Source organism: Taklimakanibacter deserti, from assembly GCA_003574785.1.
Genome location: QORU01000003.1, coordinates 484,881 through 498,162 on the forward strand (window position 1 = coordinate 484,881; position 13,282 = coordinate 498,162).

13 protein-coding genes are annotated in these 13,282 nt (G+C 63.5%); 8 read left to right on the top strand and 5 right to left on the bottom strand.

The annotated features are described in order from the left end of the window. The first annotated feature begins 7 nt into the window (after positions 1 to 7). The 4 genes from DS839_RS08500 to DS839_RS08515 all read left to right on the top strand — a co-directional run bounded on the left by DS839_RS08500 (position 8) and on the right by DS839_RS08515 (position 6,109). On the top strand, positions 8 to 1,159 hold the full coding sequence (locus DS839_RS08500) for an efflux RND transporter periplasmic adaptor subunit (RefSeq protein ID WP_162918387.1): 1,152 nt from the start codon (positions 8 to 10) through the stop codon (positions 1,157 to 1,159). A gap of 1 nt (position 1,160) precedes the next feature. Continuing rightward, on the top strand, positions 1,161 to 4,268 hold the full coding sequence (locus tag DS839_RS08505; RefSeq protein WP_119269852.1) for an efflux RND transporter permease subunit: 3,108 nt from the start codon (positions 1,161 to 1,163) through the stop codon (positions 4,266 to 4,268). A gap of 60 nt (positions 4,269 to 4,328) precedes the next feature. Further along, entirely contained in the window at positions 4,329 to 5,216 is an 888-nt protein-coding gene (locus DS839_RS08510) for an S-methyl-5'-thioadenosine phosphorylase (protein ID WP_119269853.1), read from the top strand. A gap of 236 nt (positions 5,217 to 5,452) precedes the next feature. Next, positions 5,453 to 6,109 (top strand): L,D-transpeptidase, encoded by a 657-nt coding sequence (locus DS839_RS08515; protein ID WP_119269854.1) that lies wholly within the window; start codon positions 5,453 to 5,455, stop codon positions 6,107 to 6,109. A gap of 13 nt (positions 6,110 to 6,122) precedes the next feature. Here DS839_RS08515 and DS839_RS08520 read toward each other — a convergent pair whose 3' ends face one another. Then, positions 6,123 to 6,788, bottom strand: coding sequence for a DUF922 domain-containing protein (locus tag DS839_RS08520; protein ID WP_119269855.1), 666 nt, complete (start codon positions 6,786 to 6,788; stop codon positions 6,123 to 6,125). A 321-nt stretch (positions 6,789 to 7,109) separates the two neighbouring features. Between DS839_RS08520 and DS839_RS08525 the strand changes: the two genes are divergently transcribed. The 3 genes from DS839_RS08525 to DS839_RS08540 all read left to right on the top strand — a co-directional run bounded on the left by DS839_RS08525 (position 7,110) and on the right by DS839_RS08540 (position 9,003). After that, entirely contained in the window at positions 7,110 to 7,322 is a 213-nt protein-coding gene (locus tag DS839_RS08525) for a cold-shock protein (protein ID WP_119269856.1), read from the top strand. A 227-nt stretch (positions 7,323 to 7,549) separates the two neighbouring features. Beyond that, positions 7,550 to 8,281 carry a ribonuclease T2 family protein gene (locus DS839_RS08535; RefSeq protein ID WP_119269940.1) on the top strand — a complete coding sequence of 244 codons (732 nt, stop codon included), beginning with the start codon at positions 7,550 to 7,552 and terminating at the stop codon, positions 8,279 to 8,281. Next, positions 8,278 to 9,003 carry a type 1 glutamine amidotransferase gene (locus DS839_RS08540; RefSeq protein WP_162918388.1) on the top strand — a complete coding sequence of 242 codons (726 nt, stop codon included), beginning with the start codon at positions 8,278 to 8,280 and terminating at the stop codon, positions 9,001 to 9,003. The genes DS839_RS08535 and DS839_RS08540 overlap by 4 nt, the downstream gene beginning before the upstream one ends. On the opposite strand, the gene DS839_RS08545 is transcribed toward DS839_RS08540, so the two are convergent. Both DS839_RS08545 and DS839_RS08550 read right to left on the bottom strand, forming a co-directional pair. Continuing rightward, positions 8,975 to 10,132 (bottom strand): MFS transporter, encoded by a 1,158-nt coding sequence (locus tag DS839_RS08545; protein WP_162918389.1) that lies wholly within the window; start codon positions 10,130 to 10,132, stop codon positions 8,975 to 8,977. The genes DS839_RS08540 and DS839_RS08545 overlap by 29 nt on opposite strands. Continuing rightward, positions 10,125 to 11,294 (bottom strand): MFS transporter, encoded by a 1,170-nt coding sequence (locus DS839_RS08550; RefSeq protein WP_119269859.1) that lies wholly within the window; start codon positions 11,292 to 11,294, stop codon positions 10,125 to 10,127. The genes DS839_RS08545 and DS839_RS08550 overlap by 8 nt, the downstream gene beginning before the upstream one ends. Before the next feature lie 120 nt (positions 11,295 to 11,414). Between DS839_RS08550 and DS839_RS08555 the strand changes: the two genes are divergently transcribed. Next, complete coding sequence (locus DS839_RS08555) at positions 11,415 to 12,059, top strand: MBL fold metallo-hydrolase (protein ID WP_119269860.1); 645 nt, start codon at positions 11,415 to 11,417, stop codon at positions 12,057 to 12,059. A 3-nt stretch (positions 12,060 to 12,062) separates the two neighbouring features. Here DS839_RS08555 and DS839_RS08560 read toward each other — a convergent pair whose 3' ends face one another. Continuing rightward, positions 12,063 to 12,704 (bottom strand): L,D-transpeptidase, encoded by a 642-nt coding sequence (locus tag DS839_RS08560; RefSeq protein ID WP_119269861.1) that lies wholly within the window; start codon positions 12,702 to 12,704, stop codon positions 12,063 to 12,065. Positions 12,705 to 12,783: 79 nt separating this feature from the next. Then, positions 12,784 to 13,200 (bottom strand): DUF995 domain-containing protein, encoded by a 417-nt coding sequence (locus DS839_RS08565; protein ID WP_119269862.1) that lies wholly within the window; start codon positions 13,198 to 13,200, stop codon positions 12,784 to 12,786. Positions 13,201 to 13,282: the final 82 nt, after the last annotated feature.

The following is a 13,282-nucleotide window of genomic DNA, read 5'->3' on the forward strand; positions in this document are numbered from 1 at the left end:
ACGTCCCATGAAGCGCATGACGCTCTTGCTCGGCTTCTTCCTGGCGGTCGCCGCCGGCGTTCTCGTCTATTGGCAGAGCGGTCCGCTCATGCGGGGTGCGGAGGCGCAGGATGCGGCCCGGTCGCGGCAAGTGAGGGATGCGGCGATACCGGTCGTGCTCGGCCAGGCCCGGCGGATGACCTTGCCGGTGATCTTCTCGACCATCGGCACGATCCAACCGGTGGCGTCGATCACCGTCACATCGCAGGTCTCGGGGATCGTGTCGGATGTCGCCATTGCCGATGGCGCCGATGTCCGGCAGGGCGACATCCTGATCGCGCTCGATGCCCGGCTGATCGACACTCAAATCGAACAGGCGCAGGCCACGATCGCCAAGGACAAGGCCAATATCGAGAAGGCGCAACGCGATCTCGGTCGCATCGACCGCCTGCTCAAGAACAAGTTCGAGACCCCGGAAAATGCCGCCGATGCCCAGACGACGCTCGATCTCGCGCAAGCGACGCTCGCTTCCGATCAGGCGTCGCTGCGCAATCTCGAGGTCCAGCGCGAATACTACACGATCCGTGCGCCGGTAACGGGGCGCATCGGCACCGTGCCGGCGAAGCCCGGCTCGACCATCGTGGCGGGCGCCCAGGCCAGCCCGATCGCCACCGTCAATGTCTTCGACCCGATCTACGTGGCTGTCGGAATCCCCCAAGGGATGATCGCCGATCTGGCCGAGGACAAGGCGCAAGGCCGGGCGAAGATCAGCCTGACGGTGCCGGGACGATCCGACAAGCTCGAGGGCGCCGTCACGGTCATCGACAATGCGGCGAGCGCCGCGACCGGTCTGGTGACGGCGCTGGCTACGATTGCGAACAAGCCGCCGGTGCTGTGGCCGGGCGAGGTCGTCAATGCCGATGTCGTCTTCCGCGACGAGGCCGATGCTCTCGCGGTTCCCAATGAAGCGATCCAGACCAATCAGCAGGGCCCTTATGTCTACACCGTGGACGGCGAGCGGCGCGCCCATGCCAAGCCCGTGACCGTGGCGCGCAGCATGAAAGGCATGACGGTCATCGCCCAAGGCCTCAATGAAGGCGACAGTGTCGTGACCGACGGGCAATTGCTCCTCACCGACGGCGCGCTCGTTTCCGTCAAGCAGGCGATGGCGGGAGAATAAGATGTCGCTCTCCGAGCTGTGCATCCGGCGGCCGGTCATGACGGTGCTGGTGATGCTGTCGCTCGTGGTGCTCGGCATTGCAGGGTTTCGCCAGTTGCCGATCGCGGCTCTGCCGCGCATCGACTTTCCCACCATCCAGGTAACCGCCACCTTGCCCGGCGCCAGCCCGGAGAGCATGGCCTCGTCGGTGGCCGAACCGCTGGAGCGGCAGTTCTCGACCATTCCCGGCGTCGACTCGATGACCTCGACCTCCACGCAAGGGTCGACCTCGGTCATCCTGCAGTTCGATCTCGACCGCGATATCGACGCCGCCGCCCTCGATGTCCAGTCGGCGTTGAGCGTCGCCGCACGCCGCCTGCCGCCCGAAATGACCGATCCGCCGAGCTTCAGGAAGGTCAATCCCGCCGATCAGCCGGTGCTGCTCCTGGCCTTGGCATCGTCGAGCCTGCCTTTGACCGATGTCGATGATTATGCCGAGAATGTGCTGGCGCCGCAGATCTCGCAAATATTAGGCGTTGCCCAGGTCTCGGTCTTCGGCCAGCAGAAGCGCGCGGTGCGGATCGAGGCCGATCCCCGGCTGGCGGCAAGCCGGGGCTTGAGCCTGACCGACATACGAACCGCCGTGGCCGCCGCCGATTCCAACGCACCCATCGGCGCCTTGAGCGGCCAGAACCGGAACCTCACCCTCAATGCGCCCTCGCAGCTCACCAAGCCCGACGACTACCGGCCACTGGTGATCGCCTGGCGGGACGGCAAGCCGGTACGGCTCGGCGATGTGGCGACCATCCGCACGGGTGCCCAGGATGAGCAGACCGCAAGCTGGATCGATGACGAGCGCGCCATCATCCTCGCCGTGTTCCGTCAACCTGACGCCAATACGATCGACGTGGTCGATCAGGTCAACGCGCGTCTCGCCACCTATCGCAGCCAGATGCCGGCGGCGATCTCGGTCCATGTCGCCAATGACCGCTCGGTGTCGATCCGCAATGCGGTCGCCGATGTCGAATTCACCTTGCTGCTCGCGGCCGCATTGGTTGTGCTGGTCATCTTTGCTTTCCTCAAGTCGGTGCGCGCCACGCTCATCCCGGTGCTGGCGCTCCCGGTATCGCTGATCGCGACCTGCGCCGTCATGGCGGTGCTCGGCTATTCGATCGACAACATGTCGCTGCTTGCCATCACGCTGGCGACCGGCTTCGTCGTCGACGATGCCATCGTGATGCTGGAGAACATCGTGCGCCATATCGAGGCGGGAGCGCGGCCATTCATGGCGGCGATCGAAGGCGCGCGCGAGATCGGCTTCACCATCCTGTCGATGACCGTATCGCTGGTGGCGGTCTTCATTCCCGTCTTGTTCATGGGGGGAGTCGTCGGACGCATCTTCCGCGAATTCGCGGTCACCATATCGGTCGCCATATTGGTATCGGGCTTCGTGTCGCTGACGCTCACGCCGATGCTCGGCGCAAGATTGCTGCGGGCGGAAGGTCATGAGGCCGGCAAGAGCCTGCTCGCGCGCGCCTCCGACGGGGTATTCGGCTGGATGGAGAGCGGCTATCGCCGCACCCTCGATCTGGCCTTGCGCTTCCAGGGCTTCATGCTGCTCGTCACGCTGGCGACGCTCGCGGTCTCGGTGTGGCTCTATATCGTGGTGCCCAAAGGCTTCTTCCCGACCGAAGACACGGGCTATCTGACCGCAACGCTGAGAATGCTGCCCAATACCGGCTTTGCCGCCATGGAAGACAAGACCCGCCAGGCCAGCGCAATCATCCGCAAATATCCGGCCGTGGCCTATGTGATCGCGACCGCCGGCGGCAACGGCGCCTCGGCGAATACCTCACGGCTCTTCATCGCCCTCAAGCCCATGGATCGGCGCGATGCGCCGGCAGACCAGGTGGCGCGGCGCCTCAAGCGCGCGACGGCCGCCATTCCCGGCATCGACGGCTTCTACCAAGCGGTGCAGAATATCCAGATCGGCGGACGCCGGGCCAATGCCGATGTCCAATACACGCTGCAAAGCGCCGATCTCGCGACACTCGTCGCCACGGCTCCCGATCTCGTGGACCGCCTGAAGCGGCGCCCAGAGCTGCGCGACGTGACGAGCGATCTCGAGCTCAGCAACCCCGAGCTCATCATCGATATCGACCGCGACCGCGCGGCGGCTCTCGGCGTCAATGTCGATGATGTCCGCCAGACGCTCAACAACGCTTTCGGTACGGCCCAGGTAGCGACACTCTATCTCCCGGCCAACGACTATCCGGTGATCCTCGAAGCCTCGGCCGAACTGCAGAACGACCCCAATGCGCTGTCATTGATCTCGGTCACATCGGCGAACGGTACGGCAATCCCTCTCGATCAGGTGACGGTGAGCCGGCGCCAGGCCGGTCCCTTGTCGATCAATCACCAGGCCCAGCAGCCCTCAGTCACCATCGCCTTCAACGCGGCGCCCGGCGTCTCGCTCGGCCAGGCCGTCGACGTGGTCAATCAGGAAGCGGCGGCGGCGCATCTGCCGGATTCGGTGTCGGCGAGCTTCGCCGGCACGGCGCAGGTCTTCGTCGACGGGCTGAAAGGGCAGGGCTTCCTCCTCCTGGTAGCGGCGCTCGTGATCTATATCATTCTCGGCATTCTCTATGAGAGCTACATCCATCCCCTGACCATTCTGTCGGGTTTGCCTTCGGCAGGCATCGGCACACTCATCTCGCTCATGCTGGCGGGCATGGATCTCTCCGTCATCGCGGTCATCGGCATCGTCATGCTGATCGGCATCGTCAAGAAGAACGGGATCATGATGATCGACTTCGCGCTGGCGCGGCAGACGGCGGGCGCTGCGGCGCACGACGCGATCCGCGAGGCGTGCCTCAGACGCTTCCGGCCGATCATGATGACGAGTTTCGCGGCCATCCTCGGCGCCCTTCCGATCGCCATCGGCTTCGGGGCGGGATCGGAATTGCGCCGGCCCTTGGGGGTGGCGATCGCCGGCGGCCTCGTGCTGTCGCAGCTTCTCACGCTCTATATCACGCCTGTCGTCTTCCTCGCTCTCGAGAGGATGAAGGCGAGGTTCGGCCGTCATGCGCACCAGCCCGTCGAACACAAGGCGCCGGCTGCGGCCGAATAGCGGGAAGGCGGCGAATCTCCTATGCTCCTTCGTCTCATTGCGGGCGGGAGCTGACTTTTCATGACGAAATCCGTACTCGGCATCATCGGCGGATCAGGCATCTATGACATCGAGATGACAGAGGCGCGCTGGGAGACAATCACATCGCCCTGGGGCGAACCCTCCGATCAGCTGCGGCGCGGCGAGATCGACGGGCTGCCGGTGGTCTTCCTGCCGCGCCATGGCCGCGGTCACCGCTTCTCGCCCACTACGATCAACTACCGGGCCAATATCGACATATTGAAGCGCGCCCAAGTCACCGATGTGGTGTCGCTGTCGGCCTGCGGTTCGCTGCGCGAGGAACTGGAGCCTGGATGTTTCGTGCTGATCGACCAGTTCATCGATCGCACTTTTGCGCGTGAGAAGAGCTTCTTCGGAACGGGGTGCGTCGCGCATGTCTCGCTCGCCTATCCGGTGTCGCCGACGCTGCAGGACCTGGCCGAAGCGGCGCTCAAGGCGGAGGCCATACCCTATGCGCGCGGCGGCACCTATCTGGTGATGGAGGGGCCGCAATTCTCGACACTGGCGGAATCTCAGCTCTACCGGTCCTGGGGCTTGAGCGTCATCGGCATGACCAACATGCCCGAAGCCAAGCTCGCGCGTGAAGCCGAGCTCACCTATTGCACCGTGGCGATGGTGACGGATTACGATTCATGGCATCCGCATCACGGCGAGGTCGATATCATGTCGATCCTCAAGGTGCTCAAGGGCAACAGCGAGAATGCGCGCCGCTTCGTGACCAGGCTGGCGCGCGACTTTCCCCGCGAGCATCCGTCCTGCCGAGTCGGTTCGGACCGGGCACTGGAATATGCGGTCATAACGGCACCGGAAAAGCGCGATCCGGAACTTCTGCGCAAGCTCGATGCTGTGGCGGGGCGTGTGCTCGGAGCATCGGTCCGAAAAGTGTGAGCGGTCTTCGGGCAAGCCGATGTGTGAATGAAAGAGCCCGAGCATCTGCTCCGATTCCACCGGAACAGGCGCTCGGACTCGCCAAAATAAAGCCATCAGAGAGTCAAAATCCGCGCGATGTCTCAGGCTATTGAACCATTGAGCACCTTTGCGCGTTAAGGGCGGGACAAGTGGTTGCGGAGGAGGATCAATTGGCCAGATTTATTACGCGGCGTTCGTTTCTTGGACGGACTCTCATGGCCGGCGCCGGCGTGGCTTTCGCCAGCACTGCAGGCTCTGCCCAGGAAGAGAATATGGGCACGACCGACGGTACGGTCGATTCCTTTCCGATACCGCAAGTCAATCTGAAGAAGATCCCGCCGGAATTCCGCCGCCAGACAGTCGAATATCTGGGCCATGAATGGCCGGGCACCGTCGTTGTCGACACCAAGAACCGGTTCCTGTTCAAGATCCTGCCGGGCCAGCAGGCGATCCGTTATGGCATCGGAGTGGGACGTGAAGGCTTCACCTGGTCGGGCGAGGCCGTGGTCGGCGCCAAGCAGATGTGGCCGACCTGGAATCCACCCAAGGAAATGGTGGCGCGCGATCCCAATGCGGCGAAATGGGCGAACGGCCAGCCCGGCGGTCCGGACAATCCATTGGGTGCCCGAGCGCTTTATCTTTACCAGAACGGCAAGGATACACTGTTCCGTATCCACGGCACCAATGCGCCGAAATCGATCGGCAAGGCGATGTCTTCCGGCTGTATCCGCATGCTCAACCAGGATGTGGTGGAGGTCTATCGCATGACGCCGATCGGCACGCGCGTCACCGTGCTGCCCGCCGATCCGCAGGAGATCTTCGAGGAAGACGAGATCGCCGGCGCCGGAACGCCCGACATTTACCAGCAGTGAGCAAAGCATCTAGCTAGTTGAACAGCGCCGCCGACTTCTTGCGCTTCTTGGAGGCAAGATTGGTCGTCGTGACCTTGCTCGGCTTGTAGATCGGCGCCATCACCATCTTCACGAAGGGATGCTTGGCAAGCCGCTTCTGCTCGGCTGCATCGAAGGCCATGTGCTTGCGGTTGCACGCCTTCGTCACCTCCTCGCGTATCGCCTGGGCCTTCCTGTCGACCTCTTCGCAGCTGCGCCCGCGCAAGGCGCTCACCCGCGTCTGGATCTCGTTGGCGCATCCCATCCAGATCGAACGGTGCGTCTCTTCGTGCTTGCGCAGGAAGGAGGAGAACTGCTGCCAGCGCGCGCGGGCACTGGCGGACAGCGCCGCTGCATTGGCGAGTTTCGGCAGGCGGATGGTGAAATCGGCGGAGTATTGATAGTCGATGATCCGGCAACTGTTCTTGAGCTCGAGCTTGCCGCGCTGGGATGATTCCATCAAGGTCGCGGCATAGGCCTTGGCGCCCTTCACATGCGGACCGCGCTTGAGCATCGAGATATAGACGCCCGCAGCACTGTCGCCCGAGACTTTGTAATAGACATATCTGGTGCTGAAAGCCGGCGCCGCCAGCGCCTGCTGCGATCCCAAGGCTGACAATAGAACAGCCGCCCCAACCGCCAGCCTCATGATCGACCGCATCGACGCCTCTCGAAGTTGTAACAGAAAGTTAGGGCAGGGCCGCCAATCGGGCAAGCGCTAAGACACGATTTGGTTGCCGGCCGGCCGAGCTAAATGAGCCTTGCCGAAAAACCGGCCTTGCGGCATAGTCGCGCGCCGGTTTGCAGAAGTGCAAAGCCGGTCGGGCAAAGCATTCGAACCCGGTGAAGACTGTCTACGGCGCATGGGATATGCGTCCGCACCTGCCCTTCCCGCCGTTTTGACGAGCTGAGCCTCCTGTATTCGGAAGTCCACATTCCGTCACAGGTCAGTTGAGGAAACGGGTCAAGGAGTTTTCACCGCATGCGCCAGAATGGCACCATTAAGTTTTTCAACCAAGCCAAGGGCTACGGTTTCGTGTCGCCCGAAGGGGGAGGCAAGGACGTGTTCGTGCACATCACCGCCGTTCAGCGCTCGGGCATCCCCGAATTGAACGAGGGCATGAGAATCAGCTTCGAGGTCCAGCCGGACAAGCGCGGCCGTGGACCTCAGGCCGTCGAGTTGCAGCTTCTCTGAGAGGCGATTTCCGCAAGCCGCCCGCCTGTGCTATGCTGGCGGCATGGGGTAGGTCGCTCTTATCTCCTTGCGGTCACTCTGGCGATCGCCGGGGTGGCCGTCTCCGCCGGAGAGGCCGCAGCGCATAATTGCACATGCCGGGCCAACGGCCAGGTTTTTGTCCTCGGACAGATCGCCTGCATTCGCGGCAAGCTTTCCCAATGCCAGATGAACCAGAACGTGCCGACATGGCAAACAGTCGCCGACACCTGCCCAGAAGCACAGCTCAACGCCCGGCCGCCCCTCGCCGCCCTTGTCTCGCTGCCTGTCTCCTCGCTGTCGCCAGTCTCGCGCTAGCCTCCGTCGCCTCGGCCCGTGGGCCGGTTCCCGGCCAATTCGATTACTACGCTCTGTCACTGTCCTGGTCGCCGACCTATTGCGGGTCCGAGGCCGGCCAGGGAGACCCACAGCAATGCGGCACCGGCCGCGCCTATGCCTTCGTCGTCCATGGCTTGTGGCCGCAATATGAGCGCGGGTGGCCCGAGGACTGCACCTTGCGCGAGAAGTGGGTCCCCAACGAAATCATCGGTGCGATGCTCGATATCATGCCGTCCAAGAAGCTCATCATCCATGAATGGAGGAAGCATGGCGGCTGCTCCGGCCTCAGGATGAAGGGTTATTTCCGGCTGACGCGCGATCTTTTCACCAAGCTGCGCATACCGGCACGCTATCTCTCGCCCCGGGCGGTGATCATGACGACGCCGGAGGAGCTGGTCAGCGACTTCGTCAAGACCAATCGCGGCCTCAGGGAGGACATGCTGTCGGTCCAGTGCGGCAATTCGCGGGGCGCCGCGCGCCTTGCCGAATTGCGCGTATGCTTCGGCAAGGACGGCAATCTGCAATCCTGTGGCGTCAATGAGAAGCGGCAATGCCGGGCGAAGAGCCTGGTGCTGCCGCCGGTGAGGGGAGGCATCCGGTGAAGCAAGCGCTTGTCCTGCAGCATATGGACCACGACACGCCGGGCCGCTTCCTCGATTATTTCATCGAGGACGGCATTCGGCCCAGATCGGTCAGGCTTTGGGAGGGCCAGGAGATCCCGCCGCTCAAGGACTTCGATCTGATGTTCGTCCTGGGCGGGGCGATGGATGTGTGGGAGCTCGAGGAAAATCCCTGGCTCAAGGGCGAGATGCAGGCCATTCGCGAATGGGTGGCGGAACGCGGCAAACCCTATATCGGCCTTTGTCTCGGCCATCAGCTCCTGGCCAAGGCGCTGGGTGGCGAGGTCGGACTCGCACAAGAGAGCGAAGTCGGCGTGCACGAGGTCACAGTGAATGGCGCAGCGCGAGGTCATCGCCTGTTCGAGGGCTTGCGCGGCAGCTACAAGGTCATGCAGTGGCATCATGCGGAAGTGAAGACGCCACCGAAGGAGGCCACGGTGCTCGCTGCATCGCCGCGGGCGGCGGTGCAGGCGATCGCCATCGACGATCATGCGCTCGGCCTGCAGTTTCATGCCGAGTTCTCGGCCCAGACCGTGGCAAGCTGGGAATCGCTGCCGAGCTTCATGGCCGCCCTCGAGCGCGAACTCGGTGCCGGCGCCTATGCCAAAGTGAGCGCCGAAGCCTATCCGCTGATGCCGCAAATGGGCGCCATGGCGCGGCGCATCTACGACAATCTCAAATCCGCTTCGGGGCTCGTGCGCTGAAGAAGGTGCGCGCCGCGATCATCACGATGAAGGCGGCGAAGACCGCGGCAGTGGCATAGGGGAGGCCGTCAGGCCCGAAACGCTCGATGGCCCAGCCGCCGAGCAGCGCGCCGAAAAGCGCCGCACCGCCCCACATGGTGGAAAAGGCGGCCGTGCCGGCGACCAGCTGGTGGCCGGAGAAACGTTCGCCCAATTCGGCGAGCGCCAGCGTATAGATGCCGGCCGAGGCGGCGCCGGTGACGACGAGGGCCGGCCAGATGAGCCAGGTCCCGAAAGCCCAAGGGATCAGCGCGCTGCTCAAGGCGGTGACGATGGCGCAGACCGACATCATGCCGCGCTTGCTCCAACGATCGGCGATCCAGCCAATGGGGAATTGCAGGACGACATTGCCGACGATGAAAGCGGTAAGCATCAGCGATGCGGTGGCCTGGCTCACGCCCTTCTTGACGCCATAGACCGGCAAGAGACCGAGATTGGCGACATCGATGATGGCGAACATGCCGACGGCCACGAGGAGGATCGGGGCCAGTCGGGCGAAGCCGAAGATAGTGAGAGCGCTCGACTCCCGATCGGGCGCAAAGGCCTCGGTCGGACGATAGAAGAACATCGGCACGGTGCCGGCGACAAGGAAGAGAGCGCCGATGGCGAAAGGCAGGAAGCTGTCGACGCCGGTCAGGCTGATGAGTGCCGGCCCAAGGCCGAAGCTCAGGGAGAGAACGCCGGTATAGACAGCCATGATGCGCGAGCGTGCCGGTCCTGCCGCCGCCTCGACCAGCCAGGCCTCGCTGACCGTGAACAGGATCGCGACCGCGAAGCCCTGGACTAGGCGCATCGCGAACCATCCCCAGTAGATCGGGATGAAGGGATAGGTGACGATCATTGCCGCGGTGAGGAGGGCGGCGGTGATCGCCACCGGCTTGGTGCCGAAGCGCCGCGTCATTTGTGGAACGACGAAGCCCGCCAGCAGAATGCCGAACGGGTGCATCGCGGTGTTGTAGCCGATGACCTTCGGCGACACGCCGTTCTTCTCCATCACCAGCGACAGCAGCGGGAACATGAGGCCGAGCGCGAAGCCGAAGACGGTGATCGCGGCGAGGGCGGCGAAGAGGTTGATCCAGCGCCTATCCATGAGCGGCGCTCCGTATGAATCTGCCGCCGGTGAAGGCAAGGCAAATGAGCAAAAGGACATAGACCAGGCAGACAGTGAGCGGGATCGCGTCGATGCCGAAGGCATCGGTCGCGGCACCCGCGATGGGCGGTCCCAACAAGCCGCCAATGCCCCACATCGCGGCGAAGGCGGCGCTGCCGGCGATAAGGTCAGGCCCAGTGAAATTGTCGCCGAGGATGGTGAGGCCGATCGTATAGATCGCGAAAGCGCTGGTGCCGAGGACGAGCATGACCGGCCAGATCAGCCAGGAGTTGATGGTCCAGATCATCGCCAGGGCAAGGAGCGCCGTGATCACCGCGGAGAGCCTGATCACGCCGAGCCTCGACCATTTGTCGGCGAGAAGCCCGATGGGTAACTGCAGCAGCGCATTGCCGATGATGGCGACGCCGAGGATGAGTGTCACCTGCTCGACGAGGAGCCCCGAGCGCAGACCGAATATCGGGAAGAAGGACAACATCACCGCATCGAAGAAGGTCAGCGTACCGACGGCGAAGAGCAGCATGGGCGCGCGCCGCACGAAGGCGAGGAAGCCCGCCCCTTCCTCATGCTGGAAAGCACCTTCCGATACTTTGAGGAAAGTGAGCGGGACGGCGCTTATCGCCACGCAGGCCATGCCGATCAGCCAGGGCATCCAGCCGTCGAGACCGGTCAAGGGGAGTATGAGCGGGCCCACCGAAAAGGTGATCGCGAGAAGGCTCGTATACAGTCCGCTGACGCGGCCACGATTGCGGTCATCGGCGCCGCTCAGGATCCAGGCCTCGCTGACCGTAAACAGCGTGCCGGCCGACATGCCGAAAACGAAGCGTATGGCGAACCAGGACCAGATGCTGGGAAACAGCTTGAACGCCGCCAGCGTCGCGATGATCATGACGATGCTGACATAGACGACCGGCTTCGAGCCGAAGCGCGAAACGATGCGCGGCAGGAACGGTCCGCCGAGCATGATGCCGAGCGGCGCCATGGCGGCGTTCAGTCCCATGATCCAGGCGGGAACGCCCCTCTGCTCCATCAGCAGCGGCAAGAGCTGCAGCGTCAGGCCCATGGCAATATCGCAACTGCCCACGGTCGCTAGGGCGGCGACAATGGTCCCGTAGCGCTGCGCAAATGGCAGTGACGCCGACATTGCTCATCCTCAGGAGGTCTGGTTGCTCCACAAGCCTCCCTCTAGCGGTTCCGCTGCGGCTTCCGCAAGTGCAGCCCTGTGCCTTGCGCATAGCGCCCGTCACCGCTATGCACTGCGGCCATGACACGTCCAAAAATCATGATCATTCCCGTGACACCGTTCCAGCAGAATTGCTCGCTCATCTGGAACGACGACACGCAGATTGGCGCTGTTGTCGATCCCGGCGGCGACGTCGAGGTGATCCGCAAGGCGATCGATCAATCGCAAGTCACGGTCGAGAAGATACTCCTGACCCATGGCCATATCGATCATGCAGGTGGTGCCGCTGAACTGCGCGACAAGCTCGAGGTTCCGATCGAAGGTCCGCATACGGAGGATGCGTTTCTCCTCGCCAAGCTCGCCGAATCCGGCGCGCAATACGGCTATGAGGCGCGCGCCGTGGTCCCCGACCGGTGGCTCAAGGAAGGCGACAAGGTGACGGTCGGGGCCCTCGATTTCGCGGTTCTCGAATGTCCCGGCCACACGCCGGGCTCGGTCGTGCTGTTCAATGATGCCAACCGCTTCTGCTTCATGGGCGATGTGTTGTTCCAGGGATCGGTCGGGCGCACCGACTTTCCTTATGGCGATCATGCGACATTGATCGCCTCGATCCGCGACAAGCTTTTGCCGCTCGGCGATGACGTTGCCTTCCTGCCGGGCCACGGCCCCGCCAGCACGATCGGTGAGGAACGGCGCAGCAACCCGTTCCTGGCGGAATTGCGATAGCGCTCAGATGCCCTGTGCCAGAACCACCACGCGCGTCCCGACCGGGCTGCGCCGGTAAAGCTCGATCACGTCCTCGTTGATCATGCGGATGCAGCCCGAGGACATCGCCTTGCCGATGCTGGTCGGCGTATTGGTGCCATGCAGGCGATAGAGCGTATCGCGGCCGTTCTGGAAGAGGTAAAGCGCACGGGCGCCGAGAGGGTTGTCCGGACCGCCCGGCATGCCGTCCTTCCATTTGGCGGCATTGGGGTCGCGCTCTACCATCTCGGGCGGCGGGGTCCAGCGTGGCCACATGACCTTGCGCTCGATATCGGCGAGACCGGCCCAGCGGAAGCCTTCGCGGCCGACACCGACGCCGTAGCGGATGGCTTCGCGCCCCTCGAGGATGAGATAGAGATGCCGCTCCGCCGTGTCGACGATGATCGTCCCCGGCCAATGGCGGCCCTCATAAGGCACGATCTGGCGACGGAACTTCTTCGGAATCTTGGTCAGGTCGGTCGGCGGGAAGGTGATGAGGTCGTTGTAGTCCCGGCCCGGACGGAACTGCTCCATCTCGTTCAGGGCCTGCGCCCGGCCCATGCCAAGGCCCAAAAGCGCCGCTCCGCCGGCCGCCAGGAGGCGGCGCCGATTCATACCGATTTTCATGATGGCTTACTCTTCTTGTTTGAGCATGATGGTGGATGGCCGGGTCAAGCCCGGCCACAAGCTTTTCCGGATCATGCTCCTAAATGCCGACCAGGCGCATCTTGCCGGCGTGATAGGCATCGCCGGTGCTCTTGAACTCGCTACATTCGGTAGGCTGGCCGGCCAGGCTCTGGCACAGCTGGCCCTCGACCGCCGACCAGGTGCCGCGGCCTTCGCCCTTCACATCGTCCTGGTAGGTCAGCGAGCCATCGGCATTATAGGTGACGAAGCCGCTCGAATCGGAGCGGGTATATTGCCAGCCCTTGCCAGCGAGGGTGGTACGGATTTCCTCGGCGGACAGCATGCGGATCGGCTGGGCTTGGGGCTGGGCCGCATTGGACGACGAGGTCTGGCCGCCGCTCAGAAACTTGATGCCGCTCTTATCCGGCGAGTTGCTGCAGCCTGCAATCATCAAGGCGACCCCGACGGCCAGGACGCATCGCGCAAAATCGGTCATTCCTTAATCCTTTACCCCCATGCCGGGCGCCATGTGTCACAGTTACGCCCGGAGGGCAAGACGGGGGGAGACTGACGTTCGG

Bases quoted from the DNA above. Each gene is read 5' to 3' on its own strand.
- DS839_RS08500 (WP_162918387.1), top strand. From the start codon at position 8: ATGAAGCGCATGACGCTCTTGCTCGGCTTCTTCCTGGCGGTCGCCGCC.
- DS839_RS08525 (WP_119269856.1), top strand. From the start codon at position 7,110: ATGCGCCAGAATGGCACCATTAAGTTTTTCAACCAAGCCAAGGGCTAC.
- DS839_RS08505 (WP_119269852.1), top strand. From the start codon at position 1,161: ATGTCGCTCTCCGAGCTGTGCATCCGGCGGCCGGTCATGACGGTGCTG.
- DS839_RS08535 (WP_119269940.1), top strand. From the start codon at position 7,550: ATGGCAAACAGTCGCCGACACCTGCCCAGAAGCACAGCTCAACGCCCG.
- DS839_RS08550 (WP_119269859.1), bottom strand. From the start codon at position 11,294: ATGTCGGCGTCACTGCCATTTGCGCAGCGCTACGGGACCATTGTCGCC.
- DS839_RS08515 (WP_119269854.1), top strand. From the start codon at position 5,453: ATGGCCGGCGCCGGCGTGGCTTTCGCCAGCACTGCAGGCTCTGCCCAG.
- DS839_RS08545 (WP_162918389.1), bottom strand. From the start codon at position 10,132: ATGGATAGGCGCTGGATCAACCTCTTCGCCGCCCTCGCCGCGATCACC.
- DS839_RS08555 (WP_119269860.1), top strand. From the start codon at position 11,415: ATGACACGTCCAAAAATCATGATCATTCCCGTGACACCGTTCCAGCAG.
- DS839_RS08510 (WP_119269853.1), top strand. From the start codon at position 4,329: ATGACGAAATCCGTACTCGGCATCATCGGCGGATCAGGCATCTATGAC.
- DS839_RS08565 (WP_119269862.1), bottom strand. From the start codon at position 13,200: ATGACCGATTTTGCGCGATGCGTCCTGGCCGTCGGGGTCGCCTTGATG.
- DS839_RS08560 (WP_119269861.1), bottom strand. From the start codon at position 12,704: ATGAAAATCGGTATGAATCGGCGCCGCCTCCTGGCGGCCGGCGGAGCG.
- DS839_RS08520 (WP_119269855.1), bottom strand. From the start codon at position 6,788: ATGCGGTCGATCATGAGGCTGGCGGTTGGGGCGGCTGTTCTATTGTCA.